At 38.5% G+C, this 25,058-nt stretch carries 26 protein-coding genes, 1 pseudogene and 1 riboswitch; of the genes and pseudogenes, 9 read left to right on the top strand and 18 right to left on the bottom strand.

What is annotated here, in order from left to right; translation table 11 throughout:
- Nucleotides 1-145: 145 nt before the first annotated feature.
- The 8 genes from RCG17_RS19135 to RCG17_RS19100 form a co-directional block, all read right to left on the bottom strand.
- Complete coding sequence (locus RCG17_RS19135; protein ID WP_308171682.1) at nt 146-976, bottom strand: CpaE/TadZ family protein; 831 nt, start codon at nt 974-976, stop codon at nt 146-148.
- Nucleotides 976-1,650, bottom strand: coding sequence for a Flp pilus assembly protein CpaB (cpaB, locus tag RCG17_RS19130; RefSeq protein ID WP_308171681.1), 675 nt, complete (start codon nt 1,648-1,650; stop codon nt 976-978). The genes RCG17_RS19135 and cpaB overlap by 1 nt, the downstream gene beginning before the upstream one ends.
- A gap of 11 nt (nt 1,651-1,661) precedes the next feature.
- Nucleotides 1,662-2,591, bottom strand: coding sequence for a pilus assembly protein TadG-related protein (locus RCG17_RS19125; RefSeq protein WP_308171680.1), 930 nt, complete (start codon nt 2,589-2,591; stop codon nt 1,662-1,664).
- Nucleotides 2,592-2,614: 23 nt separating this feature from the next.
- Nucleotides 2,615-2,989, bottom strand: coding sequence for a TadE/TadG family type IV pilus assembly protein (locus RCG17_RS19120; RefSeq protein WP_308171679.1), 375 nt, complete (start codon nt 2,987-2,989; stop codon nt 2,615-2,617).
- A 19-nt stretch (nt 2,990-3,008) separates the two neighbouring features.
- Nucleotides 3,009-3,512: an A24 family peptidase gene (locus RCG17_RS19115; RefSeq protein WP_308171678.1), complete on the bottom strand. Its 504-nt coding sequence runs from the start codon at nt 3,510-3,512 to the stop codon at nt 3,009-3,011.
- Between the two features lie 95 nt (nt 3,513-3,607).
- On the bottom strand, nt 3,608-3,778 hold the full coding sequence (locus RCG17_RS19110) for a Flp family type IVb pilin (RefSeq protein WP_308171677.1): 171 nt from the start codon (nt 3,776-3,778) through the stop codon (nt 3,608-3,610).
- 14 nt (nt 3,779-3,792) lie between these two features.
- A complete protein-coding gene (locus RCG17_RS19105; RefSeq protein WP_308171676.1) occupies nt 3,793-4,134 on the bottom strand; it encodes a DUF192 domain-containing protein in 342 nt (113 codons plus the stop codon).
- Between the two features lie 94 nt (nt 4,135-4,228).
- Nucleotides 4,229-4,315: riboswitch (cyclic di-GMP riboswitch) on the bottom strand.
- Between the two features lie 222 nt (nt 4,316-4,537).
- Nucleotides 4,538-5,698: a DUF418 domain-containing protein gene (locus RCG17_RS19100; RefSeq protein WP_308171675.1), complete on the bottom strand. Its 1,161-nt coding sequence runs from the start codon at nt 5,696-5,698 to the stop codon at nt 4,538-4,540.
- A 150-nt stretch (nt 5,699-5,848) separates the two neighbouring features.
- On the opposite strand from RCG17_RS19100, the gene RCG17_RS19095 reads away from it, so the two are divergent.
- From RCG17_RS19095 to RCG17_RS19070, 6 genes are all read left to right on the top strand, one after another.
- Nucleotides 5,849-6,070 carry a spore germination protein gene (locus RCG17_RS19095; RefSeq protein WP_308171674.1) on the top strand — a complete coding sequence of 74 codons (222 nt, stop codon included), beginning with the start codon at nt 5,849-5,851 and terminating at the stop codon, nt 6,068-6,070.
- An 18-nt stretch (nt 6,071-6,088) separates the two neighbouring features.
- On the top strand, nt 6,089-6,319 hold the full coding sequence (locus RCG17_RS19090) for a spore germination protein GerPB (RefSeq protein ID WP_308171673.1): 231 nt from the start codon (nt 6,089-6,091) through the stop codon (nt 6,317-6,319).
- Between the two features lie 25 nt (nt 6,320-6,344).
- Nucleotides 6,345-6,962, top strand: coding sequence for a spore germination protein GerPC (gene gerPC, locus RCG17_RS19085; RefSeq protein ID WP_308171672.1), 618 nt, complete (start codon nt 6,345-6,347; stop codon nt 6,960-6,962).
- A complete protein-coding gene (locus tag RCG17_RS19080; protein WP_308171671.1) occupies nt 6,959-7,141 on the top strand; it encodes a spore gernimation protein GerPD in 183 nt (60 codons plus the stop codon). The genes gerPC and RCG17_RS19080 overlap by 4 nt, the downstream gene beginning before the upstream one ends.
- A gap of 2 nt (nt 7,142-7,143) precedes the next feature.
- On the top strand, nt 7,144-7,518 hold the full coding sequence (locus tag RCG17_RS19075; protein ID WP_308171670.1) for a spore germination protein GerPE: 375 nt from the start codon (nt 7,144-7,146) through the stop codon (nt 7,516-7,518).
- A gap of 66 nt (nt 7,519-7,584) precedes the next feature.
- Nucleotides 7,585-7,803, top strand: coding sequence for a spore germination protein (locus RCG17_RS19070; protein ID WP_308171669.1), 219 nt, complete (start codon nt 7,585-7,587; stop codon nt 7,801-7,803).
- A 41-nt stretch (nt 7,804-7,844) separates the two neighbouring features.
- On the opposite strand, the gene addA is transcribed toward RCG17_RS19070, so the two are convergent.
- The 5 genes and pseudogenes from addA to RCG17_RS19045 all read right to left on the bottom strand — a co-directional run bounded on the left by addA (nt 7,845) and on the right by RCG17_RS19045 (nt 16,941).
- Nucleotides 7,845-10,733: a helicase-exonuclease AddAB subunit AddA gene (gene addA / locus RCG17_RS19065; protein ID WP_308171668.1), complete on the bottom strand. Its 2,889-nt coding sequence runs from the start codon at nt 10,731-10,733 to the stop codon at nt 7,845-7,847.
- Between the two features lie 409 nt (nt 10,734-11,142).
- A pseudogene (locus tag RCG17_RS19060) lies at nt 11,143-11,562 on the bottom strand (UvrD-helicase domain-containing protein); the annotation flags it as partial.
- 64 nt (nt 11,563-11,626) lie between these two features.
- Nucleotides 11,627-15,112 carry a helicase-exonuclease AddAB subunit AddB gene (addB, locus tag RCG17_RS19055; RefSeq protein ID WP_308171667.1) on the bottom strand — a complete coding sequence of 1,162 codons (3,486 nt, stop codon included), beginning with the start codon at nt 15,110-15,112 and terminating at the stop codon, nt 11,627-11,629.
- Between the two features lie 142 nt (nt 15,113-15,254).
- Nucleotides 15,255-15,809 (bottom strand): signal peptidase I, encoded by a 555-nt coding sequence (gene lepB / locus RCG17_RS19050; RefSeq protein ID WP_308171666.1) that lies wholly within the window; start codon nt 15,807-15,809, stop codon nt 15,255-15,257.
- A gap of 193 nt (nt 15,810-16,002) precedes the next feature.
- A complete protein-coding gene (locus RCG17_RS19045) occupies nt 16,003-16,941 on the bottom strand; it encodes an LCP family protein (protein WP_308171665.1) in 939 nt (312 codons plus the stop codon).
- Nucleotides 16,942-17,231: 290 nt separating this feature from the next.
- On the opposite strand from RCG17_RS19045, the gene RCG17_RS19040 reads away from it, so the two are divergent.
- Entirely contained in the window at nt 17,232-17,603 is a 372-nt protein-coding gene (locus tag RCG17_RS19040; RefSeq protein WP_308171664.1) for a YhjD family protein, read from the top strand.
- A gap of 7 nt (nt 17,604-17,610) precedes the next feature.
- On the opposite strand, the gene RCG17_RS19035 is transcribed toward RCG17_RS19040, so the two are convergent.
- Nucleotides 17,611-18,189 carry a competence protein ComK gene (locus RCG17_RS19035; protein ID WP_308171663.1) on the bottom strand — a complete coding sequence of 193 codons (579 nt, stop codon included), beginning with the start codon at nt 18,187-18,189 and terminating at the stop codon, nt 17,611-17,613.
- Between the two features lie 180 nt (nt 18,190-18,369).
- On the opposite strand from RCG17_RS19035, the gene RCG17_RS19030 reads away from it, so the two are divergent.
- Nucleotides 18,370-18,612 (top strand): IDEAL domain-containing protein, encoded by a 243-nt coding sequence (locus tag RCG17_RS19030; RefSeq protein WP_308171662.1) that lies wholly within the window; start codon nt 18,370-18,372, stop codon nt 18,610-18,612.
- Between the two features lie 56 nt (nt 18,613-18,668).
- On the opposite strand, the gene RCG17_RS19025 is transcribed toward RCG17_RS19030, so the two are convergent.
- From RCG17_RS19025 to RCG17_RS19015, 3 genes are all read right to left on the bottom strand, one after another.
- Nucleotides 18,669-19,937, bottom strand: coding sequence for a M48 family metallopeptidase (locus RCG17_RS19025; protein ID WP_308171661.1), 1,269 nt, complete (start codon nt 19,935-19,937; stop codon nt 18,669-18,671).
- Nucleotides 19,938-20,289: 352 nt separating this feature from the next.
- The gene (locus tag RCG17_RS19020) at nt 20,290-21,279 is read right to left on the bottom strand and encodes a lipoate--protein ligase (protein ID WP_308171660.1); all 990 of its coding nucleotides are present in this window, start codon (nt 21,277-21,279) and stop codon (nt 20,290-20,292) included.
- A gap of 15 nt (nt 21,280-21,294) precedes the next feature.
- On the bottom strand, nt 21,295-22,029 hold the full coding sequence (locus tag RCG17_RS19015; protein ID WP_308171659.1) for an MBL fold metallo-hydrolase: 735 nt from the start codon (nt 22,027-22,029) through the stop codon (nt 21,295-21,297).
- A 350-nt stretch (nt 22,030-22,379) separates the two neighbouring features.
- Between RCG17_RS19015 and RCG17_RS19010 the strand changes: the two genes are divergently transcribed.
- Nucleotides 22,380-23,291, top strand: coding sequence for a nuclease-related domain-containing protein (locus tag RCG17_RS19010; protein ID WP_308171658.1), 912 nt, complete (start codon nt 22,380-22,382; stop codon nt 23,289-23,291).
- 337 nt (nt 23,292-23,628) lie between these two features.
- Here RCG17_RS19010 and hemY read toward each other — a convergent pair whose 3' ends face one another.
- A complete protein-coding gene (gene hemY / locus RCG17_RS19005) occupies nt 23,629-25,050 on the bottom strand; it encodes a protoporphyrinogen oxidase (protein WP_308171657.1) in 1,422 nt (473 codons plus the stop codon).
- Between the last annotated feature and the right edge of the window lie 8 nt (nt 25,051-25,058).

Here is a 25,058-nt window from a genome sequence, read left to right as displayed (position 1 = left end):
AAGGAAACTACTGCCTTATCAGAAACCACCTCTAATGGTACAGACTCTTTTTCTGTGATTATTTGGTGCAGTGCACCGTTGCTTTTCCCATAGGCTGCGGGGGAACCATTAGTCTTTTCTTTCATTTTTTCTAACAGTCCCATGGTTATTCTCTCCTTTTCTTTCTATTTCCTGAAAGCATCTTTTCCAGTAAGGTCTGCCTTTTTTGTAATGCCATAGGCTCATTGGAATCCAGATGCTGAGCAATTTTAAAGATTGCTTTAGCAAGATCACAGCTTGGCTGGTTGATAACAAAAGGAATCCCAAGATTTAATGATTTTGACGCTACTTGAAAATTATTGGGAATAGAATAGATATGGTCCATTTGTAAAATTTGCGGTACTTGATCGATTTGAATGATACTTTCCATTGTAGAACGATTTAAGACAATGCTAACCTTTTCATCCATTTCCAGGGTTTGAAGAATTTGCAGCATTCGTTTTGTGTTTTTGATAGCAATAAGCTCTAATGTTGTCATGAGAAGGATCACATCTGCTTTTTCAATCAACGCGAGTGTTTGGTCATTCAAACCAACCCCGGTATCGACAATAAGATAGTGATAGTCTTCTAAAATAAAATCTGTAACCTCATTGATAATTTCTGGTGTTATTAAATCAGCCAATTCCGGCCTTTCAGGGGCTTGTAAAATACGTACACCACTTGTATGTTTAAACAAGTAATTATTTAAACTAAATGAATCTAGTGTCTCAAACCTCTCAGCAACGTCACTGATGGAAAAAGAAGATTCAATATCCATGGCTACATTTACATCTCCGAATTGGAAGTCACCGTCCATTAAAGCGATTTGCAGCTTTTTTTTATGCAAAGCAATTGCAAGATTAACGGCTAAAGTTGTTTTACCGACTCCGCCTTTTGCGCTGCAAATGACAACCATTTTTCCTTTCCGGCTTTGCTTCTGTAAACCTGGATCTATCATTATGAACCCTCCACTAGTGTATCTGATGTTTTTCTTTTGCTATGCAGGATAAAATTAAGAGCACCTGTTTTTGAAGCCTTTATCAACTTTACTGCGTCAGTCTGTTTTACCTCAACAGTTATTGAATCATACTCCGCAAATGCATCCGTCGTTTTCATACGCCTTCCAACAGCCAAAACTCTAACGTTTTCCTGTAGAACTTCCGTATCGGCCGGTTTAGCAGCGTTGGGGTCCAGTGAAGGCCCGGTGTAAATAATATCGATCGTATCTTCAGGGTCAATCATATTGGCTACTGTTTCTATTTTTCCTCCCGGAAGGGTAACAGCACGATTATCTCCCTTAATTTTCCCAGTTAGAGTTGTGGCTTCCTCCAATGATTGAAGATGATGCTTTAAAATTACTTCATCTGTTGCAATATCGTCCGCAGAATATTGACCCATGATGCCGGCAACATCCTGGACTGCATTAGGATAAACACTTTTTACTGGTACTTTTATTTTCTTCAGCATGTTGGCTGTAATTTGCGTATCCTTTTTAATGGGCACAGCTGCAACGACAACCGATTTCATCTGGCCAGATGTTTGCTTTGATAATTGGTTCGTATATTGATAAAAAAGAAAAGTCGCCAATCCAGCCATCATAATCGAGAGCAAAAATATTGTCTTTTTTTTCATATTCCATTCTCCTACTCTACAAGCCTTGCCATGTAGGCTCCACTGTCCAAACTTGCAGCTCCATATGTTCCAATATCCACACGCTGGATAAATTTACCCGTAATCGTTGTATCCGTAGAGCTCATCGGATTAAGTAAGTAAAAAAAAGCAAAACCGGTTACAGTGATGCTACTAATTGTATTGTTACTGGAGATATTTGGTTTATATACAATAACGGGGAGTATGCGTGCACAATTTCGAACCGTCATATCTCCGCTAGGATTTGGGCATTGATTTATACGATAATTGACACCATCTTGCGTGGGGCCTGCGATATTTCCTGTTTGTGTTGGTACAACTTTGCCAACGGAAACAGGCTGATCAAATCCATATTTTAATGTATCTCCATAATTACGCGCACCTGGGCCTGACAGAGCCAAAATCCCAAAATTTCCGCTCGTAGAATCTCCAGCCCCAACTTTAAGTGACATGGTTTGGCCGTATGTGATGGCTATTGATTGGTCAATGCCAAGCGGTGTAGCCCCAAGGATTCCGCCAATTGGATAAAGTTTTGCCGTTGCACTTTCTTGAACCGTTATGCTGTCAAAGCCAAAGATTCTGGCAAATAGCAGTGGGACTGCTTTTTTTAGTGAAACCTTAACTTGCTGGTTCATATCGATTTGCATATTTTGCAGACTCGATTGTTCTTGATAAGATAACAAAATCGTGTTGACGACGTTTTGTACACGTGCTGGATCTCCGTTTGGGAGTTCCTGGGCACCGGACAAGACCGCCGTTGTTGCAACTTTTTTCAAATCACTTTTTTCCTTGTAAACCATACCGATATCAACAACGAGGCCAACCATACCAAATATCAATACCATCGAAAATGCAAAAAGGACCATTATATTTCCTTGCTCATTTCGCAATAAAGTAACCGTCTTTTTTTTTATTAGACCCACCTTTATCCTCCTATTCTCCATTTTTAATCTACACGTATCGTTGATTTCGCATTTAGGTTGTAAGGAGAGAGGAATTGATCAAATACGGGGGTAATGTCAGCCATCGGATAAGACAATGTTACGGTCGCATAGCTCCCGGATACACGGGAAGTTTGATTGGGAGATATGGTGATCGTAATATCAGAAGGGTGAGTTACCGTCGATTGATTTTGAACAAATTGGGTAATGTCCGCATCTGTTTTGCCGAGGCCTGCCAGGCGGGAGGCTTCTTGTGCCGTCAAGTTTAAGCTCAAATAATTATAGAGTATGAAACCAATATTAATCATACCGACTAGCATTAGTAAAAAGACGGGAACAATAAGGGCAAATTCAACAAGCGATTGACCCTCCTCCTGCATAGCAAGCTTTTTCACTTTTTTACCAAAATACCACTCTCCCTTCGAGGAAAAATGCGCAAATGGCACCAGCTGCAATGGCCACTCCATAAGGATAGGTCGTTTTCCTATTAAATAGATACGACATGTTTTGCATATATTTCGCTCCGTGGAGGAAAATCACTATTTTTTTTATCAAACCTTTTCCAAATAAGATGATGAATAACGCAATAACTCCGCCAAAGATGGCCATATAAATGCCAGTATAAAGGGCAAATACCCAGCCTTTAAAAGCTCCTGCTAAGGCAAGCAGTTTCACATCTCCGGCGCCGATGCCGCCAAGGAAAAAAGGGACGATCAAAATACCCATCCCTGTGAAAAAACCAATGATAGCTCCCGCTAGTCCATCTGTGCCATTTAAAACGAGGCGGGTAATCAGTATGATTAGAAGAACGGGGTAAAGGACCTTATTATATATTTTTCTGCTTTTTAGATCTGTATAAACCGATATCGTCAATGTAATGAAAAATAATAGATTAAGGAACATATCCATATCTCCTAACATAAAAAAATGACCTTTCTTTAAAAGAGCTCTGCAACACACGGTCGCAGAGCTCTTTATCATCTGATAGAAAAACTATATTATCCAGTAATTTGTTGGCCAGTAATACTGTCGAATATTCCTTTGATTTTGTCTCTCAATAGAATTAATGCTGCTATTGCTCCTACTGCAACCAATCCTAAAATCAATCCATACTCTGTCATACCTTGTCCTTCTTCTTCTACAAACAAAGCTTTAATTTTTTTCAACATGATAAAAACCCCTTTCAATTTATCGATAAATAATGGCCGATTCTTGTTTTTGTTTCCTGAATGGTTCCCGCTGGCAGCTCCAAAACAGAGAACGCCTTAGGCTGATACTTTCCAACTGCTGAAGGCTTCATTTCCACGTCCATGCCCACTACTTCCAGCTGTTCACTTAAATAGAGAACATCAATTGGATAGTTCATAAAAAATGTATGGATCGATCGGCAGGGTTTAATATGCAAGCCGTGTCCTGTAAGCAAACTTTTTGAAAACATCAGCCCTTTTAATCTTGTGAAAAAAGTTTCTGCTGTTGCAATCGTGTTTGCTACTTCCGTCCCAGTTGACAGGTTCACGACTCTCATCAGGTTTCACCTCCATACAACGTAAATAACCCCGCCTTTACCGAAAGGGGGGCATAACTAAACATACGTACGTCTAGGTGAAGTACCCTGATCCTTCGGTAACTGGCTGGCATAGTGCAAAAGCACCTTAGCCCCTGTAGCTTTGCGTCACTGATTTTCATCAGTTTTGCCTTTATCGAGACTCAGTTTTAATACTCCAACCGATCTCTTACCCATATAATAGAACGTTTTTCCCTTTCGAACATGCATCAAAAGGACCGTTTTATTTTAAAACACAATAGGTATTTAGACTCATTTTAATTTTTTCAATAGGATTATATGTGCGTTTATTAAGAATTATGAAAAAACAGGCTGAAATTCATATTTTTAGCTTTTAGTCAGGTAAATTTACCTGTTTTTTAGTTTAACGTTTCCACTTAAGAAACCTAAAATAAGTAAAACTGCGCCAAAGCCATTCAATTGGTCCATTGAAAGAATACTTGAGCCAGAAAGTACAGAATACTACTTGAACGCCATATATCGCCAAGACTAAAATACTTCCGCTAAGTAAGGAAACCCTGGCGAATAACTGCAGCCCGTAGCCATAAAATAGAATGGATGCCACTCCTGATTGCAGCAGGTAAATCGTTAGTGACATTTTGCCTGCAAACGAAAAAATCATAAAAAACTTAGCTGTTCTTTTTTTCTTAAGTAAAACGACAACTAAACATGCATAGGAAATTGCCTGGCAACATCCTCCAAAAACATCCTGGATATAGATCAGTGCCTTCATTTCTCCAAAAATGTAAGGGAGAAATTTAATCATTATACCAAGAAGAAGTGTCCACACAAAGACTCTTTTCCACTTGCTTCCATACTCTTCGATCCGTTCAAGCAATCTTAATTTAGAAAATCCCGCTCCAATTAAAAATAAGGGGAACACAGTAAAGAAAAGCAAAATAATGGCTTGCGGATTATACTCGACCATCCAATCCTGCACTCTTTGTCTGGTAATCTCTCTATATGTACCTTGTTGATATATGTGTACGATGGTGTTTATTAGTTTATAATTTCGAGCAGGTTCATTCGTTCCAAGGTGCAGGAAGCCTGACAAAGCTAGAAAAATAGCAAAAAAACTATTTGCAAGTAAGTATAGTACACATCCAAACATGAGCAAAAGTTTGGGGGGCATTTTTAAAAATGGCAGCGTAAAAAAACCGATTACAGCATAAACCATTAATATATCCCCATGCCAAATAAATAACACATGAATAAAGCCGGTCATAAATAGAAAGGAAAATCTTCTTAAGATCAGCCTGTTAAAGGGCAGTTCTTTTGCGAGGGCCCGTTCACGAAAGATCATTAGACTATAGCCAAATAGAAGTGAAAAGAGCGGATAAAAACTCGACCGAAAGAAAAGATCGATCATCAAATATGTAAGATGATCACCTGTCGATGTCCACCATTGCAATGGATTAATGTACAGAATCGGTGATAGAAAGGACATTATGTTAACCATCAGGATGCCAAATAAAGCAATCCCTCTGAGCACATCTAAAGCTAATATACGGTTTTGAGGAATCATAATTTTTCTCCTTATATGTTTAACCCTTCTGAAAGTAACCCACTTGTTAGAATATTTTTGGTGACACTAATTTTTTGGGCGAATGAATCACATTATATTCGCCTATACATACCATATAAGAAATAACATATACGAAAAGGGTGCAGAAAAATGCCAGCTATTGTCGGGGTTGCCCAAGTGATTACACTCGGGAGCAGTTCTATTTTTCATATTGGTGATGTCTACAAAATGATGCCATTATCTAATGCAAAAACTTTTTCCGGTGCTGGTTCATTTAACACGGGTGAAAGTTTGCGCCTGCAAAATACACAAAGCTCAACAAATACAAATGATCCTGATTCCTTAGACCAAGGAATCATTCTCAATGCTTAAGCCTAAGGGTGATTCTTAATGAATTTTTATATTCAACAGTGTATTAAGATCCATTTTATCAAAATCGGAGGAATTACCAATGCTTCAGTCTTACAAATTGGCAGTGCAGGCATCGTGAAACCAACCGCACATCTGTATAATACTGGAGGATTTACCCAAGCAGCTCCTCAAGCCCTTAAACCTGGTACACCACCAACTACTCCTCCACTATTGGCACCTGCCGTTCCGTTACAAGCACCAGTAAGGTAAGTCGGACCTTTTCGGGGGGGATGATATGTATCAGGACTATTCCCAATACATCCAATGGCTGCAGCAATGTGTGCAAGCACAAGAAAGACGGATCGCTCAATTAGAGCAACTGGTAAAACAAATGGCAGCTGATTTAAAGCAATTAAAAGATAAGCCGCCCATTCATGTTGGTACAATCGAGTACAAGTTTGATCAATTAAAGATTGAAACGGTTGAAGGTACATTAAATATCGGTTTGAATCCTTCTGATTTACAAGGAATTGAGGATTTAGCCATTAATCAAGCAGGCATGAATATGCCTGTTGATCCTAAAGCCCAAATGCAGCGATCAATGGAAATAGAAGATTCCATATACAACTATTTAGAAACAGATTTACCTAACATAATCACAGAAACACAAATGAAATTAAATATCCAGCCAAATGATGCTTATTTATCCTTTATCAAAGAGGATATTAAAAAGCAGCTTCCCAGCCGAATTGATTTTCATTTAAAAGCGGCTGCAGCACAAAATCGAACTGAGGAAAATGACAATGTCATCCATGAAAATATTTTACATGCCATTAAACAAGAAATCCAAAATGGAGTGCTCACCTTTTTTCAACACTTACCTGAAAATATGAAAGGAATGAACCAGCAATGATATTTGAAGTTTATAACCGAGATATTTGCGTTGACACGATCCGAGTCATTGGGGTGGCAAGCGCCTCGCTGCTCATGGTTGGTGATACGCAAACCATTCAGCTCGCTGCAACCTTTGATACCCCGCCTGAATCATTGATTATCGGTCCATTCGTCCCATTAACAGCGGAAGCGACCTGATCATGCTATCACGAAGCTCTTATGTAAATACAATAAATGTAAAGGTTGCTTCCTATTCTTCAGTCCTACAGCTTGGAGATTCCTGCATTATTAATGGATTATCACGTGCCTTGGCTGTACAGCGGGAGGAGGAGCAGGATTATGGGAATGAGGGAAACTTTGCAGCATATTCTGTATTTTCCGAGTCTATCCCATTTACACCTATTACTGAAAACTTCTGCTCTCAAACACATCATCTTAATCCAATCATCAAAGTAAATCATGTAAATGTGATCGGTTTTTCTTCATCTGCGGTCTTACATGTTGGAAACAGCCAAACCATTTCAATGGAAGCAAGAGTTAAACATATCCGTCAATTGCTTCCACGACAAAGATAGCAAAGCAGATAGGAGAAGCATGCTTTACCTTATGGCCCAAAGAATTTATAGAAAAGGATGTTTGTCATGCCTGCGATTATTGGACCAGTACAAATCATAAATGTAGGCGGAGGTGTCGTCCAATTTGGTGATACTGCTTGGATCTCCCCCAAAAGCAGCATGAAGACCTATGCTGGTTCTGGCGGCTTCAATACTGGCGGTTTCATTGTCACAAATAATGGAATAAATGGTACAAATGTGGTTGATACAAATCTGATCGACCAGCCAACGGTGGGAAATAACTAAAAAAGACATAAGCCAAGTGATGGTTTATGTCTTTTTAGTAGTTAATGTTCCTTTTCTAATTTTAAGAAGTGGGCTCCATCAAAGAAGAACAAATACCTTTCGTCCACTTTTCTTTTCCAAATTTTCTCAATAGCTTTTGTGTACAAATCAATTTGCAGTTTATAACGTTTCTCAAGTGTTGGTCTTGCTTGTTCAAATCCACCTTTAAAACGATCATTGATTCCATCTGATTTAAAATCAAGTAGAACAAGCCCACTTTCATCTTCGAAAATACAGTCAATCACACCTTGAACAAATACCTGCTCCTGTTCTTCTTTCCAATCCATATAAACTTCTTTCGCATCTAATGTTAACGTAAAAGGGATTTCACGTTGAACATTTTTTGATGAGACCAATCTTCTTCCTATTGGTGACTCAAAAAATTGGAAAATAAGTTCCGGGTTAGTGACCTGTGCTTGTTCTTCGGTCATGAGCTCCTGATTAATCATCCATTGGAGTTGCTCCTTAATCGTTTCCGTGCTAATCGGTTTGGACAAATCCACGTGTTGCATCACCAAATGCATCGCTGTTCCTCGCTCTGCAGGCGACAATGATTTTTCTTGCATAAATCGTGGACGAGCTAAAACTGATTTTTTAAATTTTCGGACCAATTCCGTTCCGCTGTATTCATCAGAAACTTCCCGCTGCCTTTTGATCTCTGTCACTGATTGTTTGGAGCGATGGCTGGAGGCATCCGAATATAAATATCTCCAGGACAGGCGTTGATTTACCTCTTCTGCAAATGGAGATTGGACAGGGACATCCTTCATTTCCATGACCAAGTTTAAAAAGTCATCATCGCCCGATTCTTCTATTATCTTTTGTTTCTTTAAATCTTCCCTTGTTAGTCGCTTGACCGTCCATTTTGAAGGATGTTCGCTTATACCGTTCCAAACTTGCTGGCCGTCTGACACTTTTTGAACTAAATCCTGCATATCTCGATGGCGGATAAGCGCAGGCCCAATCCAGTCAAGATAACCTTTTGCAGAAGCTCTTACATAATCCTTCAACAGCCATTCATGATTGGAGGCAGCTTCCATCCATTGATCGATCTGTTTAGCAGCATCCTTTACTGATCCAAGTAAATAGAGCTTCTCTTTTGCCCTTGTTAAAGCAACATAAAGAATTCTCATTTCTTCTGCAAGCATTTCCATTTTCTTTTTCCGTTTAAAAGCAAGCTGAGGCAATGAAGGATATGAAAATCTTTTTTCCACGTTTACATACTTTGCCGCAAATCCGTATTCTTTATCGAGCATATAGGATTTACGTATATCCTTCATGTTAAAGTCTTTCGCTAACCCAGCAATAAAAACGATCGGAAATTCAAGCCCTTTACTGCTGTGAATAGTCATGATGCGAACTACATCCTCTTGTTCCCCCAACGCACGGGCAGCACCGAGGTCACCGCCCCTTTCTGTCATTCTTTCAATAAAACGTAAAAAGCGAAACAATCCGCGGAAAGATGTTTCTTCATATTGTCTTGCACGATCATACAAAGCCCTTAAGTTCGCTTGCCGTTGTTTTCCTCCAGGGAGACCGCCGACAAAATCATAAAACTGTGTATCCCGATATAATTGCCAAATTAAATCAGCGAGAGACCCTTGCCGAGCCATCGTCCGCCACTTTCCTAACAGCTCATAAAAAGAACGGACTTTTTCATAAAATCCTTCTTCTTCTTCCAAGGGCGCCTGCCGACAAAATTTCGAGACAGCATCCCAAAATGCTCCGCTTTTTTGATAAATTCGGATTTTCGCTAATTCAGTTTCGTTTAAGCCAACAATAGGAGATCTTAATACCGCAGCTAATGGAATATCCTGCACAGGGTTATCAATAACCCGTAATAAAGACATCATAATCGAAACTTCTGTTGCTTCAAAATAGCCTGTTGATAAATTGGCATAAACAGGGATACCGCGCTGTTTAAATTCTTCGATGATCTGCGGTGCCCATGTCATTGAACGAAGGAGAATCACAACATCCCGGTACATTAGAGGACGCATTGATTTTGTTTTTGGATTATATACCTGCGAGCCCTCCTGGATTAGTTCTTTAATTTTCCCTGCCATCATCCTAGCTTCAAGCTGTGATTTCTCTAAATCTTCAGGATCAAATTCTTCATCTGCAGGAGACTCTTCCTCTGTTTTTTCAACGGCCTTCTCATTTCCTTCTTCAAGGTCCATCAGCAACAGTTCAACCGAATAGGCTTCATTTTCAGGATATGATGCACCAGGCTTTAATTCAGCCCTTTCATCATATTCGATTTCTCCTACTTTTTCTCCCATTATTTGCTTGAACAAAAAGTTCGTCGCATCTAATACTTCATGACGGCTTCTGAAATTCCGTGCAAGGTCAATCCTTAAGCCCGGTGAGGAACCATCATGTGTAAAGCTATTATATTTCCCTAAAAATAAATTAGGCTCCGCCAGTCGGAAACGATAAATACTTTGTTTTACATCTCCCACCATAAAAAGGTTGCCATTTTCTCCATCATCCTTTGAAACTAGCTTTAAAATAGTTTCCTGCACCATATTCGTATCTTGGTATTCATCAACAAATACCTCTTTAAAATGACTGCGATAAGCGATTGCAGCATCTGAAGGAAATAATTCTCCCTCCTCACTAGTCCCGCTCGTTAAAATTTCAAGGCAATAATGCTCCAAATCAGAATAATCTACAATTCCTTTCTCTTGTTTTTTTGCGGCAAAACGCTCCGAAAACGATTGAACCAGACTTACTAGTGTTTGAATGATGGGGAGCATATTGCTCATGTCCTGCAAAAAGCTTTCCGGCTTTTCTTGAAAAAAGCTGATCCTGAAGATCTTGAATTTTTTTCTTTGCCTTATCGCGAAGCTTCGTCGCTTTTTCTGAAAGAGCCTTATCGTATTGGTCACCTTTTACTGTTTTGGCCCTTCCAAATGCCCATGATTTTATTGCTTGATAAAGTGTTTCCCAAGAATCTTTTTGCGCAAAAATAAGAGTATCAATCACATTTAAATCATCCACAAAATTTTCTGCCTTTGGAGCAGGCCCTCCTGGAAGCTTCGTAATCTCAAGTGCCTGCCTAATCAATTCCTTCGCTGCTTCCAGTTGGAGTTCAACATCATAAAGCAGTGCTTCGATAAATGGAAGTTCTTCCAGCTTGGTGATACTCTCCACCTCATACATGGAAATAATCTTTTGTAAATATTGATTTGGCAAGGGGTTAGATCTCGCAAAATCATATATATCACGGACAATCTCCTGGAGGTCAACATCACTTCGATCATTTGTAAAGGTATCAACGAGAGTAAAAAATGCCTCATTACCTTCTTTGCCGTACTCATCCTCAAATAACTCATCAATTACTTCATCCCGTAATAGTTGTGCTTCTGTTTCGTCGGCAATCCGAAAACTCGGGTCCAAATCAATTAAATAATAGTATTTTCGGATTACCTCCATGCAAAAGGAATGAAGTGTCGAAATAGATGCTTTATTTAATAGACTGAGCTGTGTCCTTAGGTTTCTGGATTTCGGATTATGAATGATTGCAGCTTCTAAAGCTTCGCCAATTCGATGACGCATTTCTGCGGCAGAAGCACTTGTAAAAGTTACGACTAATAATTCATCGACATTGACTGGATCATCAGGAGAAAGGATTTTCTGAATGATCCGTTCGACAAGCACGGCTGTTTTCCCTGAGCCTGCAGCAGCGGCTACAAGGATGTTTCGATCCTTCGCCATAATTGCCTTCCATTGATCTTCCGTCCAAGTTGAATCTTGCGGCTTTGGAGGAATATTAAGCAGATTATCCATTTTCCTGCCCGTCCTTTCTAATTAACTCAAAAACGGTTTCGTTTGACTCTGGTTTAAGAATTCGGTAATGATTATTTTCAATGGCCTCATCAAAGTGGCAAACCGCTTTATAGGCACAGAATTTACATGGGGTTTTATCTTTTAATTTATATGGAGCAATTTCAACATTCCCATCGATAATTTCATTGCCTGTCTTTACATAGAGCTCCCTTACATACTGGCGTAAATCCTCAAATTCATTCATGCTTGCTACTTTTGAGTTCTTCATTAATGTGCCATCCTGTTTGATACCGGCAGCAACAATATGCGAATTACCTGATTCAAGGGATTGATCCATTAGTCTAATGACATTTTGGTCACTCAGCATTAATCCCTTCATCTTAAACTTTTTCAGCAGTTCGCTTTCAAGCTGTTCGAGCGTCAGGATCTTCGAAGAATTTATCATTGGATTGTGTACATGAAAATAAAGGACACCCGCAGGGGTTGCTTCCATCTCAACCAGCTCATTTGAATAGGTCATGATAATATCGAGATACGTCAGCATTTGCAGGGAAAGACCAAAGTATACCTCGCTTAAGTTTAAGTCCTTTTCACTGGATTTATAATCAACTACCCGCAAATAGACACTATTCTGTTCATCGACCGCTTTGTCAACGCGGTCAATCCGTCCAACAAGCTCCATCTTTTTACCGTTTTTCAAGGAAAAAGATAATGGTGGCAGTTTGCCATTAGGGCCAAAGGCCAGTTCCAATTCAATTGGTGAAAAACCGCTTAATTTGGCATGTTCACTTAAGACATAGGATGCTCTAGTTATGATTTGCTCCAGCTTCCGTTTAATATAATGGTGTCTGGCAGAACTTAATAAAATCTCATTTTGTAATTTGGGTGCTAACATGTTTACTGCTTGTTTGGCAAGGTTCTCACATTGTGCTTTGGTCAAATTTGCCCAGGAAATATTTTGTTCATTCACGATTTCGGCGATATGCTTCAGTGCACCATGGAACAATTCTCCAATATCAGGAGCTTCCAAACGGAAGATTTGCCTTTCATGAAGCTTTAAACCATGGCGGGCATAATGGGAAAACGGACAGCCATTATAAAGTTCCATCCTTGAAACGCTGGCTTGAATCGAGTCACCATATAATTCATCTGCAACCTCTTTTGTGATCCTCGTTGTTTGATTCTGGTAGAACAAACTTGAAAGGACTTTTTCTGCCTTTTTCTTCACTGATCCATTTATATAATAATGATAAACATCCCACCAAAAATCATTTACCGGATAGTTTCTCTTTTTCATTTGGAGCTGACTTGTCAAATAAGACAAAGTGATAGTTGGGTTAGTAATAAAATTTAGTTGTTCGATTTCTGACAACTCGGCAGGATCGTTTTCATAAAAATGCTCTTGATGATTTGGAAACAGATCCTCGATTCTTTTTATATAAGATGAAGGAATTAATGCTTTGCCTTCATCGTTTGCAAGCGGGTAGCTCACATAAAGGATGTCTGAACCTGTCGTAAATGCCTTATAGGCTAGAAAGTTTTCATCAAGCAAACGTGTTCGGCTAGCTGGTGCTACTTTCATCCCTGCTAAAAATAAGGCTTCACGGTCTTCATCCGCTAATATTCCATCATCCGACATTTTTGCAGGAAGAACCCCTTCATTCAAACCGATCACAAAGGCAGCCTTTATTTCTGAGAGTCTTGATTTTTCTAGATCTGCAATAATGACTTGATCCAATGATGGCGGGATGAGTGAGAAATTTAAAGAATCAAACCCGGCCTCCAGAATGGTCGTGAATTGTTTAACAGCAATTTTTTCTTCTCCAAGGATTTCAACATACTGATCTAAAAGATCAATAACGGCATTCCAAACTTGGTCATGCTCCCTAGCCTTTACGAGATTTCCATTTTTTTCAGCTTCAAACTTCCACTTTTCTAGTTTTGCGGGAATTTCCAATTCTTCTAAATAGAGATAGACAGCTTCACAAAGCTTTTGCCCTGAATCGGCCCGTTTCAAGCGCCGTGAAAGTCTTGAGATTGGTGCCGTAATCATAAGTCTTAATTCATTGATTTCCTGCTCCACTTTTTTTTCTGCATCTGTTTGAATGGCCTCGTCAATTTCCAGTCCTCTGACTCTTCGATATGTCCAACGGTCCTTTTTTGTCCATTTTTCTCCCTTAATACCATATGCCAATACGTAGTTTTCAAGCTTATCCATCTTTTCGCGTAAACGGACGGGGTCTTCCTGAAGCGGGAATAATAAATCTGTCTTGACCGCGCGAAAAATCGGTTCATACCGCCAATAGCCAGTAACAACCTCAAGGCTGGATCGAATAAATTCAATCAACGGGTGATTAAGCATCGTTCGTTTTTGGTCAATAAAATAAGGAATAGCATAGTCAGTAAAAACTGGTTCGACGATTTCATGATAGTCCCTGCCGTTACGGATTAATACCGCAATATCACGATAGCGGTACCCTTTTTTCCTGACTAATTCAAAAATCTCTCTTGCAATTCCTTCTACCTCTGCTCTTCGGTTTACAGCCTGACCAATATGAACCGCAGATTGTCCCCAAAAAGGAACAGCGGGGAGAGTATCAAATTTTGCTTCTAAATGTTCTAAAGATGGCTCATTAGTCCATTTTTTTGTTTCTTTTAAATGAATAGGGGCCTCAATCTGAATCCCTTCATTTAGTGCTAATTCGTGAATGGCATAGCAAGCCCCGCCTGATAAGCGAAACAAATCAAGTTCATCAGGAGCTGAATTAGAAAATAGTTTTTCTGTTGTGAAAGAGATGGTTACCCGTCTGCAATTCTTTAACAATTCGGAGATGACTCGATATTCCTGAGGCGTAAAGCTATAAAAACCATCTATATAGATTTCGGCATCTTTTAGATATTTTGAGGAAGATGCTTTTTCGGCCAAAAGGCGAAAATAATCCTCCGAATCAATGTACTTACCTAATAAAGCTTCTTCAAAGTTTTTATAGATCATTTCTAAATCATGCAGCTTATCTTGCAGTGCTTTTGAACTTACAACCATTAAACCTTCTTGAGTTAATTCCTCTGGACTAATACAATAGCGCTTAAATTCAACCATCATTTGTTCAACCTGCTGAATAAAACCACTTTTATCTGCTGCTTTTTGGAATAGCCTCAACTGTTCTTTTTGCTCTTCAATAATTTTGCGAATAAGCATACTAATGCCAACACTGCTTATATGATAACGGCTAATTCCGCCAGTTTCTTGTAAAATTCTCCATGCTAATCGGGAAAAACTATATACCTGTGCACGAATCATCCCTCCGAGAGCCGGGTCTGTTGAAAGCCGATATTCCGATAAGAATGTCATCTGTTCGGGAACAATATAAATAATTGGTGAACCTTCGGGATTTTCTGCAAGCATCTTTGAGATTTCCTCAAGAAACATCGAAGTTTTCCCGCTGCCCGATCGTCCTATTACCATTCGTAACGACATAGTTTAAACCTCACTCTCCTAATTCCTATCAGATTCTTTACCTCCTATTCTATCACAAAAGGGGCACAAACGTTTGTCACCATTCTTAATTTCCAATGATAATACAAAAGGAGCACAGTTTGGTTGTGCTCCTTTTGTATTTTCAAAAATGGACATTCACTTCATTTAATGGCCAGTATCTTAAATCTACTTTGCCTACGACCTCTTTAGTAGAGACAAAACCAAAATAGCGGCTATCCCAGCTTCCTGGACGATTATCGCCAAGGACAAATAACATCCCGCTTGGAACAGTACTTTTACCAGTTAACTCCTCTAACGTAAAGTCAGCAGTAAACTTTGCATTGGGATTCTTTTTCTTGTAAACATCTAAGAAAGTTTCCGGGACCTTTTTACCATTTATATATAGCTGATCGTTTTGGTAAGCAATTTTATCGCCAGGCATACCTATGATTCGTTTCACATAATCCTCTTTTTTATTTGCATGAAAAACGATGACATCAAAACGCTGGAGATCGCTAACCTGGTAACCAATTTTGTTGACAACTAATTTATTTCCCTCTTGCAAAGTGGGCATCATTGATTGTCCTTCAACTACGTAATTTGAAAAGAAAAACGTTCGAATAAACGCAAAAATAATAATACCAATTCCTATTGCTTTAACCCACTCGAGACCTTCCTTTTTCCATTCATTCCTCACAAGAAACTCCTCCCATTTTCTAACCGCTGCTTCTATCTATTTCTTCATTATGGACGTTTTCCAAACTCTTATTCAATCTTACTTCGATTCTCCTACCAAAATACCATAGAACGAAAATATTAATAGATACAATTACCGATCGTAAATGTTTTGTCACTAAGGAATGATGTTCAGGGGGACTCGCCCCCTTTTTTTACTGCGCCATAAATTGATTGAATGCCTGTTTATTTTTCTCAAGATCGATTGCTAGCACATCCCCCTCCCCTTTTATCTTCGGCTCGGTAAAACTGTTATCAACAGGTATTCTCATAGTTGCTACATTCCCTTTACTTTTTGTCAAAAAATCCTTCGCCATGAATAACATATCAGTTGTGTTCATATTCGTATTAATATAAGGTTTTACCACCCCTATTAACTTAGGAAGTTTCGGAATCGTTTCAAATCCAATTAATTGTTCCCCTATTAATTTTAGCGCCTTTTGCTGCCGTTCTACCCTTCCAAAATCTCCGACTGCGTCATGGCGAAATCGAACATAACTAAGCATTTGCTGGCCATTTAATCTCTGCAGTCCTGGCTGTAACGGGGTATCAACATATGCAGACATTTTTTTTTCGACATTTACTTCGACACCATTTGGAAAGGCTTCATCAATTAACTGAACAAATCCCTGGAAATCAACAATCGCATAGTACTGCAGATCCATTCCAAAGTTTTGTTTCAGTGTTTGCCGCATGAGTTCAGGGCCTCCATAGGCAAAGGCAGAATTGATTTTGTGTTTTCCATGTCCGGGAATCGGCACATAGCAATCCCGCATAATCGATGTTAGTTTAAACGTTTGGTTAGTCTCGTTATAAGAAGCAACCATAATGGTATCAGAGCGTGAATTTTGATAATCTTTCTCCCTTGAGTCACTGCCCAATAATAAAATATTGGTGTCTCCGTACACATCTTTTTTGCCCTCAAAGTTGTAGACCACTTGAGATTTTTTTTCTACCTTCTTTATTGATTGGGACACTCCTTCCTCATACTGGAAGTAGGCGTAAGCAATCGTTGCGAAAACAAGCAAGAGCAAAGTAAGCAGAACTGCTAACCATTTCTTCTTTTTCTTTTTTTGTTTCCGTTCGTGTCTCATACCGCAATCCATCCATTCAACAAGAATATTTGTATTTCAAGGTATTCTGATTTTACTATTAAAAATTAGTTTTCCCCTACATTTCACTTCTATAAAAAAACTTTCTCATACATGCCCTAATTTTTGCAACAAAAAACCGCTAACACATTTAAGTTTTGCGGCTTTTGTCCATTATTTTAACGAGGATAATACAATTTGTTAGAGGCAGTTGCATTTTATCTTTCTTTTTCGTATGATAAAAGCAAACGTACGTTCCCTAAAGGTTATGGAAGAAAGGAGCTGTCCAGAAGGTGACAAAGATTCCAGAGGAAGACCGCAATATCATGGAAAAAGCTATTTACCTGCCAATGCTTTTAATTGTCTTAAATCGTGATTTATCCGTAGTAAAAAACAGTCCATTTAAATTAAAGAAACCATACGAAGAATTAATTGAGGATACAATCAAAACCATTCAGAGGGAATTAGCTGAAGTGAAACAATATCTGAAAATAAATAACCTGAAAGTATTAGAAACGAATCGGGACGATGCTTTTACAATGTATATGTTTTTATACAAAGGTTATGAAGAGCATCATAATTACTTTAATCCAAGAATTCGAAACAAAGTTCAAGAATTAATGGGAATTTATTTTTCCCAAAAACATCCGTCCCGCCTAAAATAGGTAATTACTAGCTTTGATGAGGCCCAAATGAATTTTCAAAGCCATATTGCCGCATTGACTCTGAAGCTTCTACCACTTTTGCCCTGTTCATGATATAAAAGGATTGTCTCTCAGTCTGACCTGTTCGCTGCATAAGTTTCATTCTTAAATCAGCAGTTCTTAACATTTGGTTTTGAAAAGAAGAAAATGAGATTGGAAAATTAAAAGATTGTTTATTTCGAAAAATAACCATAGTTTGGCGGGAGTCCACTCTGCGATAATCCCAAACATGTTCATGGGAAAACCAAGTGCACTCAGAACGTGTGGGCGATGTAGTTGGGAAAAAATAAATGAAATTAGTCGGGTCAATAACAATTGGTACCTTGTGTGTGATCCCGATCAACTGTTTTGTACCGTCCTTTCTGCCTTCAAAGCTGCTGGAAAAATACTCACAACTCTTTTTAATGATATCAAGGGGCTTAAAAGGATATAGATATTTATCTTCCAATTCATATATTTCTGAATACACCTTACTTCCATATACAACTGGTTTAATAAACATTGTATATGGATTAACCTCATACTCTTCTATCTGTCTTTCCTTCATTTATTTCATCTCCTTTATTACATTTTTTTCATCATATCATTTTTAAGATTTAATTAATTGATTGGTTAAAATTGTTGCGAAATTATTCATAAAATTATACCAACTTTATTTTTTTCAGAATATTTAAATATTTATTGATTTTATTAAGAAAGCTCCATATAATATTAAAAAGCCACAGAGGTGATTTTCTTGAAGGATAAATCCTACACGGAATTAATGAAAATCAGTGCGATGAACCGCAGTCAGGCGAAAGAGAATTTTATTCAAAACCTGTACATCGAGATGCTTCTGGTAGAAATTCAACTAAACTCTGAAAAAGAAAAATTAGTTAAAAAAATTGACAATGCCATTGATAATAAGGATAAAGAAACATTTATGCTTTTATCTGAAAAATTCATCGAACTTACCAAACGATTTGGGTAATAAAACTACAGCAAAGGCCAGGCGCACTAAAGAGCTCCTGGCCTTTGTCATCTTCTTTAATTCCGATGTTTTACTTCGTATTCTTCAAGCATGGCAATTCGCTCAAGCATGGTTGGGTGGTCATAGCGAAAGATTTTAACCAAAAGCGGTGGATTTACCTGACTAAGCCCAGAACGAGTAAGCTTCTGAAAAGAACCTATGGCATCTGTCGGATCTTTTGTCATATTAATCGCATAACGGTCTGCCCTGGATTCTTCGTAACGTGAAGCAAGGTTTGTTAAAGGACTTGAAGCAAACAAAAGAACGGAAATAATTAATAAAAACAAGGGAAGTGAGCGGATATCCCTGACATCTGATATCTTTAATTCCCTGCCCCATCGCTTTACGGCCCAGTTCATGATTCGATAGGTTAAATATAAACCAATCAACGATAACAGCAAATATCCCGCAATTCCAAAATAAATATGCTTCTCAACATAATGGCACATTTCATGGGCCATTATAAATAAAATTTGATTATCAGACAGCCGGTCCAGGGTGGTGTCCCATAAAACAATCCTTGCATTTGAACCAATCCCTGTTACGTAGGCATTCATCGCGTTTGTTTTTTCAGCCATATTCACTTCATAAACATGGTTTGCTGGAATATGTGCTTTGTTGGCCATTGTAAGTATTTTCGTTTCAAGTTCCTTGTTTTTTAATGGATAAAAATCATTATATAAAGGGTCGATGACTACCGGCTGCAAAAACATCATGAAGATGGTAAATGGGATAGACAAGAGCCATGCATACAACCACCAACGTTTTTTACTTTTTTTCATCACCCAATATAAAATGGGGACAATAATCAGCATTGTTCCATAATTCACCCAAAAATCAATAAGCTCATCCTTCATCCAGGAGGGAAAAGTTTGCGTGGAAATATGGTACATCTTTGATAACGAATAACTAATATAGTTCAGTGGAAAGGTTGCGATAAAAGCAAAAAAGGAAAGCCAAATCACATAAATAGCGATTTGCAATATCTTATATTTCGATGAACTTTCTGCCCAGCGTTTAAAAGCTTTCGAGAGGCCAAATAGTAGAATGAATAAGTAAAAAAGCCATTCAAAAGGTGTAGATAAGAAAAATAATAAGTTTTTTATTTTGGAATATTCCTCACTCAGCATCAATTCTCTGCCATTCAAAAAGGTCGCCGGATCCGCTTGTGTTCCTTGATATTCAAATGGCAATTTTGTATGAGCAAAATAGAATAAATACCAATAAAAAAATAATCCATATAATACATAGGCTAAAACTGCATATACACCTATTTTTCTAGCCATAAGTTGTCCCCCTTTTTGTACAAGGTCTCTATATTTAGTTTAGTTAAAATGCCTCTGTTTAGAACAAGAAATAAAAAAAGCCGGTAATAAGCCGACGTAAAATATGTAGGAGTAAAGAGCAGCCAATACTACAATAGAACTTTATACAACAATCATAACATTTGCCTTTAAAAAGCGGTAATAAATACAACCGCCGCACCTAAAACACCGTACCATATAAAGAAAACTCGTGGGTTGGCGAGCCCCTAAGGGCGATGACAGAGGCGTAGTTGCACTTGCCTGACTAGGACATCCTGTCCTTCGTGCAACATAAAAAAGGCACGCTGATCAATCAGCAGTGCCTTTAAATGTTTCAATAGATTAGATCAAGAAATTCTTCATTGGTAACTTTTCCAAAATAATGTGTTGTATCCACATCGGCTAATGCTTTTTGCAATTCGTTTCTTTCATAGCGGACAGACCGGAGTGTGTTTTCAATATCACTTACATCCCCAACACCAAAGAAGTCCCCATATATTTTGCAATTTTCAATGATCCCTTTATTAACCTCCAGCCGCACGTCGATTTGTCCTACAGGAAAACGGTGCGAATGCTGTAAATTAAATTTAGGTGATTTCCCGTAATTCCATTCCCAATTCTGATAACGTTCCTTTGAAAGCTCATTGATTTTCTCCCAGTCTTCATCTGTAAGCAGATATTCAGGGATGTCATCTTGACCCTCAAAAATACTTTTTAATAACAATGAGCGAAATTCTTCAATGGTCATTTGCTCTGATAAAAATTCTGATATATTCGCAACCCGACTGCGAACAGACTTAATTCCTTTTGATTCAATTTTATCTTTTTTTACCTTTAATGCAGATACAACATTCTCCATTTCAGAGTTCAGTAGCAGAGTACCATGGCTAAACATTCGGCCGCCAGTTGAAAATTGGGCATTGCCAGAGATTTTTCGGCCTTCAACTTCAATATCATTCCTGCCGCTTAATTCGGCATTAACCCCCAGTTTTTTAAGCGCAGCAGTCACCGGTTCCGTGAATTTACGGAAATTATGAAAGCTTTCTCCATCATCCTTAGTAATAAAGCTAAAGTTCAAATTTCCAAGGTCGTGATAGACAGCACCGCCTCCAGAAAGACGACGGACAACACGGATTCCATTTTTTTCTACATACCCTGTATTTATTTCTTCAATAGTATTTTGGTTTCTTCCGATGATGATGGAAGGCTCATTTATGTAAAACAAAAGATAGGTTTCATTAATATCTAGATTTTTTAGGGCGTATTCCTCAATAGCTAAGTTAATTTGAGGATCTGTTATGCCCTTGTTATCAATAAACAGCATCGCATCTTTTCTCCTTTATAGTGAAATGGCTAGAAACTCCTCCGCCAATTTTATTATACCAGTATATTTACCTGATGCCTCATTTACTAGCTCTTGTGTATTGCCATAATGCGGCAGATGGGTTAGGCATAACTGTTTAACCACTGCTTTTTGAGCGAGTTCCCCCGTTTCAAGGCTCGTCATATGTCCTGCTTGTTTTCCGTTTTGATTTCCATAAAAATTACATTCACACAATAACAAATCGGCATTTTTACAAAAAGCAATTAGTTCATTTTTATACGATCCATCACCAGTATAGATAAGCACTTTTCCGTCCGCCTCGATTCTCATTGCATAGCAAGGCACAGGATGGTCCGTCTTTAAAAAGGTAATTTTAAATGGTCCGACTGCAAGACTTGCAGCAGGATCAAATGGCACTCCTTTTGTAATTTCTTTATAGGTAAGCTTCGTAAATTCACTTTGGTCATAATGATGCCCATAAATAGGCAATGTGTCCATCTTCTTACCGAGGAGACCTTGGATCAGTCTTGCATGCTGCAACACGCCAATATCGGCAATATGGTCAGGATGATAATGTGACAGGATTACTGCATCAAGTTCCTCTGGCTGCAGCACATTCTGCAGTTTGGCAAGAATGCCGCTGCCACAATCGAGTAACAGGTTAAAATCATTATGCTCGAGCAAATAGCCTGAACTGGCTCCATTTTTTTTCGGATAGCCGCCCCAAAATCCTATAACTGTAAGTTTCATCAAATTACCTCCCATATCAATAATATACTCACAATTTGTCATTTTTTCAGATTTTATGCAAGTGTACAACAACAAGGTGTTGACTCATCCAATCTGTTATATTACAATAAATATGTCAATGAAGAACATTTATTGTATGTAATAGCGGTAACTTCCCTTCCCTGTTATGACAGCTATTCATACAACCCTTCCTCAAAAGTTTTTTATATTGGGATACCAGCCTTCTTATGAGGCTGGTCTTTTTTTATTTTAATATCATTATTAACAAAATCGTTATAAATGCTTTCAAAAATTTCGCAATTTTATTTGTAAAATGAAGGTATCGTTCGTTAATGGAGAGGAAGTGGGTTATGGAAATAGTTAAGCAAAGGTCCGTTTCACATGAGTTAAGCGTTATGAGGTCATTAAACACTCGAGCAGATTTATCAGAAGAAGAAAAAAAGCACAATATAAATCTGGAAAAAGGCTATCAAGGCGAAGTAATGTTTGATCAATTAACTGCAGAACTTCATAATGATATCTTGGTTATCAACGATTTATGCCTTGAATTTAGCAATACCATTTTCCAAATTGATACATTAATCATTTCCCAAAAAGCCATTTACCTTTTTGAAGTAAAAAATTATAAAGATGATTATATTTATGAATCAGATAATTTCAAATTGGTTTTATCCAAGAAGGAAATTCTAAATCCACTAGGTCAATTAAACCGATGCCGAAACTTACTTCAAGATTTACTCCGAAGCTTACATATTCAACTGCCTCTTGAAGATTACCTTGTCTTCATTAACCCTGAATTCACCTTATACCAAGCTCCCTTGAACGAACAGATTATTTTCCCAACACAGCTAAAACGGTTAATGAACACACTGAATCAGAAACCGTCAAAACTAACTGACTGGCACAGAAAAATTGGTGCTCAGTTAGTGTCTATGCATCTACCTAAAAATCCGAATTCCAAAATACCACCATATGAGTATGATCTGTTGAAAAAACATATCCTCTGTTCTCGTTGCTTTTCATTTATGACGTATGATGGGGATTGGAAAGTATTTTGTGAAAAGTGCGATTGTGAAGAACATGTAGATTCAGCCATTTTACGGTCCGTGGAAGAATTGAAACTTCTTTTTCCTGATAAAAAGATTACTACGAATTTGGTTTATGATTGGTGTGGGGGGATTGGGTCTACGAAGAAGTATAGAAGAATATTAAAACAAAATTATCAAATGTTGGGGTTTGGTCAATGGACATATTATGAGTAATGGCCTATAGTTTCATTGGCTACTCGCCATCTGATTTTTTCTTCTTCTAAGTCGCCAATAAGCTCTATTGGCTACCCTGGTTGCTATTTTTTTATCTGCCTGGTCGTCAATAAGCTCTATTGGCGACCTTGACAGCTATTTTTTTCGTCTACTCGGTCGTCAATAAATTCTATTGGCTACCTTGCTAGCTGTTTTTTCATCTTCCAGGTCGTCAATAAATTCTATTGGCCGCATCCCGATGCTACCCCTGCCCCCTCCATCATCGAGCACCGACAAGCTTTCGCAACCTACTTTTTGCAAAAAATAAAAAAAGAAGCCGATACAATTGAACAGCTTCTCAAGCATTTAATTTTAAATAGTCTAATACATGTTGCACAGCTGCCTCGCCTTGGTCGATGCAATCAGGTACGCCAATCCCTTCATAGGAAGAGCCCGCTAAGAAAACTCCAGGCAATTCTTCGGCTACATGTTTCCGAATGGTGGCAATCCGTTCTTTATGTCCGACCGTGTACTGTGGCATGGCTTTGTTCCAACGAGAAACAACAGCAAAATCCGGATCCATCGAAATGTCCATCGTTTTACTCAAATCTTCAAGGACGATCTTAATAATTTGATCATCTGAAAGGTCCACGACCGTCTCATCCCCAGCACGTCCCACATAACAACGAAGCAATACTTTGCCCTCCGGAGCAGAGTGCTCCCATTTCTTATGTGTCCAGGTGCAGGCAGTAATTGTATAATCACTGTTTCGGGAGACAACGAATCCCGTTCCATTAATGTCCTTTTTAATCGCTTCTTTTGGAAAAGCCAGCGCAACGGTGGCAACAGAAGTAGCAGGTACATTTTTAAATGGATCAAAAAATGGATATTGTTTAAAAATTAACTGTGTGATTTTATGAGGAGTTGCGGCTATCACACTATCAGCCATAAGCGTTTCCCCATTATTTAAGAACACTTCATATTGATCGTTTATTTTATAAATCTTGCTGACACGATGCCCGCGTATTACAGAGCCAGGTTCTAATTTAGCTTCAATCGCATCCGCAAAAGATTGAAGACCACTCTTAAAGGTTAAGAAAGCACCTTTTGATGATCCAGTCGGTTCTTGCCTTTTCGGCTGCGAAGGGCCTTGTTTTTTCATCCCCAGGATTAGGCTGCGGTATTTTTGTTCCACTTGATAAAATTGCGGATAGGTTGCCAATAAGCTTAATTGATCAAGGTCACCAGCATAAATACCGGACAATAACGGCTCAATTAAGTTCTCAACCACTTCATTTCCTAATCTTCTTCGGAAAAATTCCCCCAGCGATTGATCCTTTCCACTTTCAGACTTTGGCAAGAAAAGATCCGCTGCGGCTCTTATTTTGCCGGGAATGGAAAATAGGCCCGTTGTGACAAACGGTCCAACCTCTGTTGGGATCCCCATAATTGAACCGCCAGGCATTGAATATAATTTGTTGTTTACAAGAACATAAGATTTTCCTGTTGAATTATGTACAAGCTGGTCTTCCATTCCTACTTCTTTGGCAAGCCTAACAATACTCGTTTTTCGAGCCAAAAATGAATCAGGTCCCCGCTCAATCGTAAATCCATCCCTTACCACAGTTTGCATTTTCCCGCCTAATCGATGTGATGCTTCAATCAGTTTCACATCAATGGGAAGATTTTTTTCCTGAGCAATTTTTTGAAGATAAAATGCTGAAGTTAGTCCAGTAATTCCACCCCCAACAATCGCAACTACGTATTTGCCTTCCTTCACGGAAGTCA

Source organism: Neobacillus sp. PS3-12 (assembly GCF_030915385.1).
Taxonomy (GTDB): domain Bacteria; phylum Bacillota; class Bacilli; order Bacillales; family Cytobacillaceae; genus JAEVLT01.
Note: the sequence above shows the minus strand (reverse complement) of the source record. Positions and strands in the feature narration are given on the sequence as shown.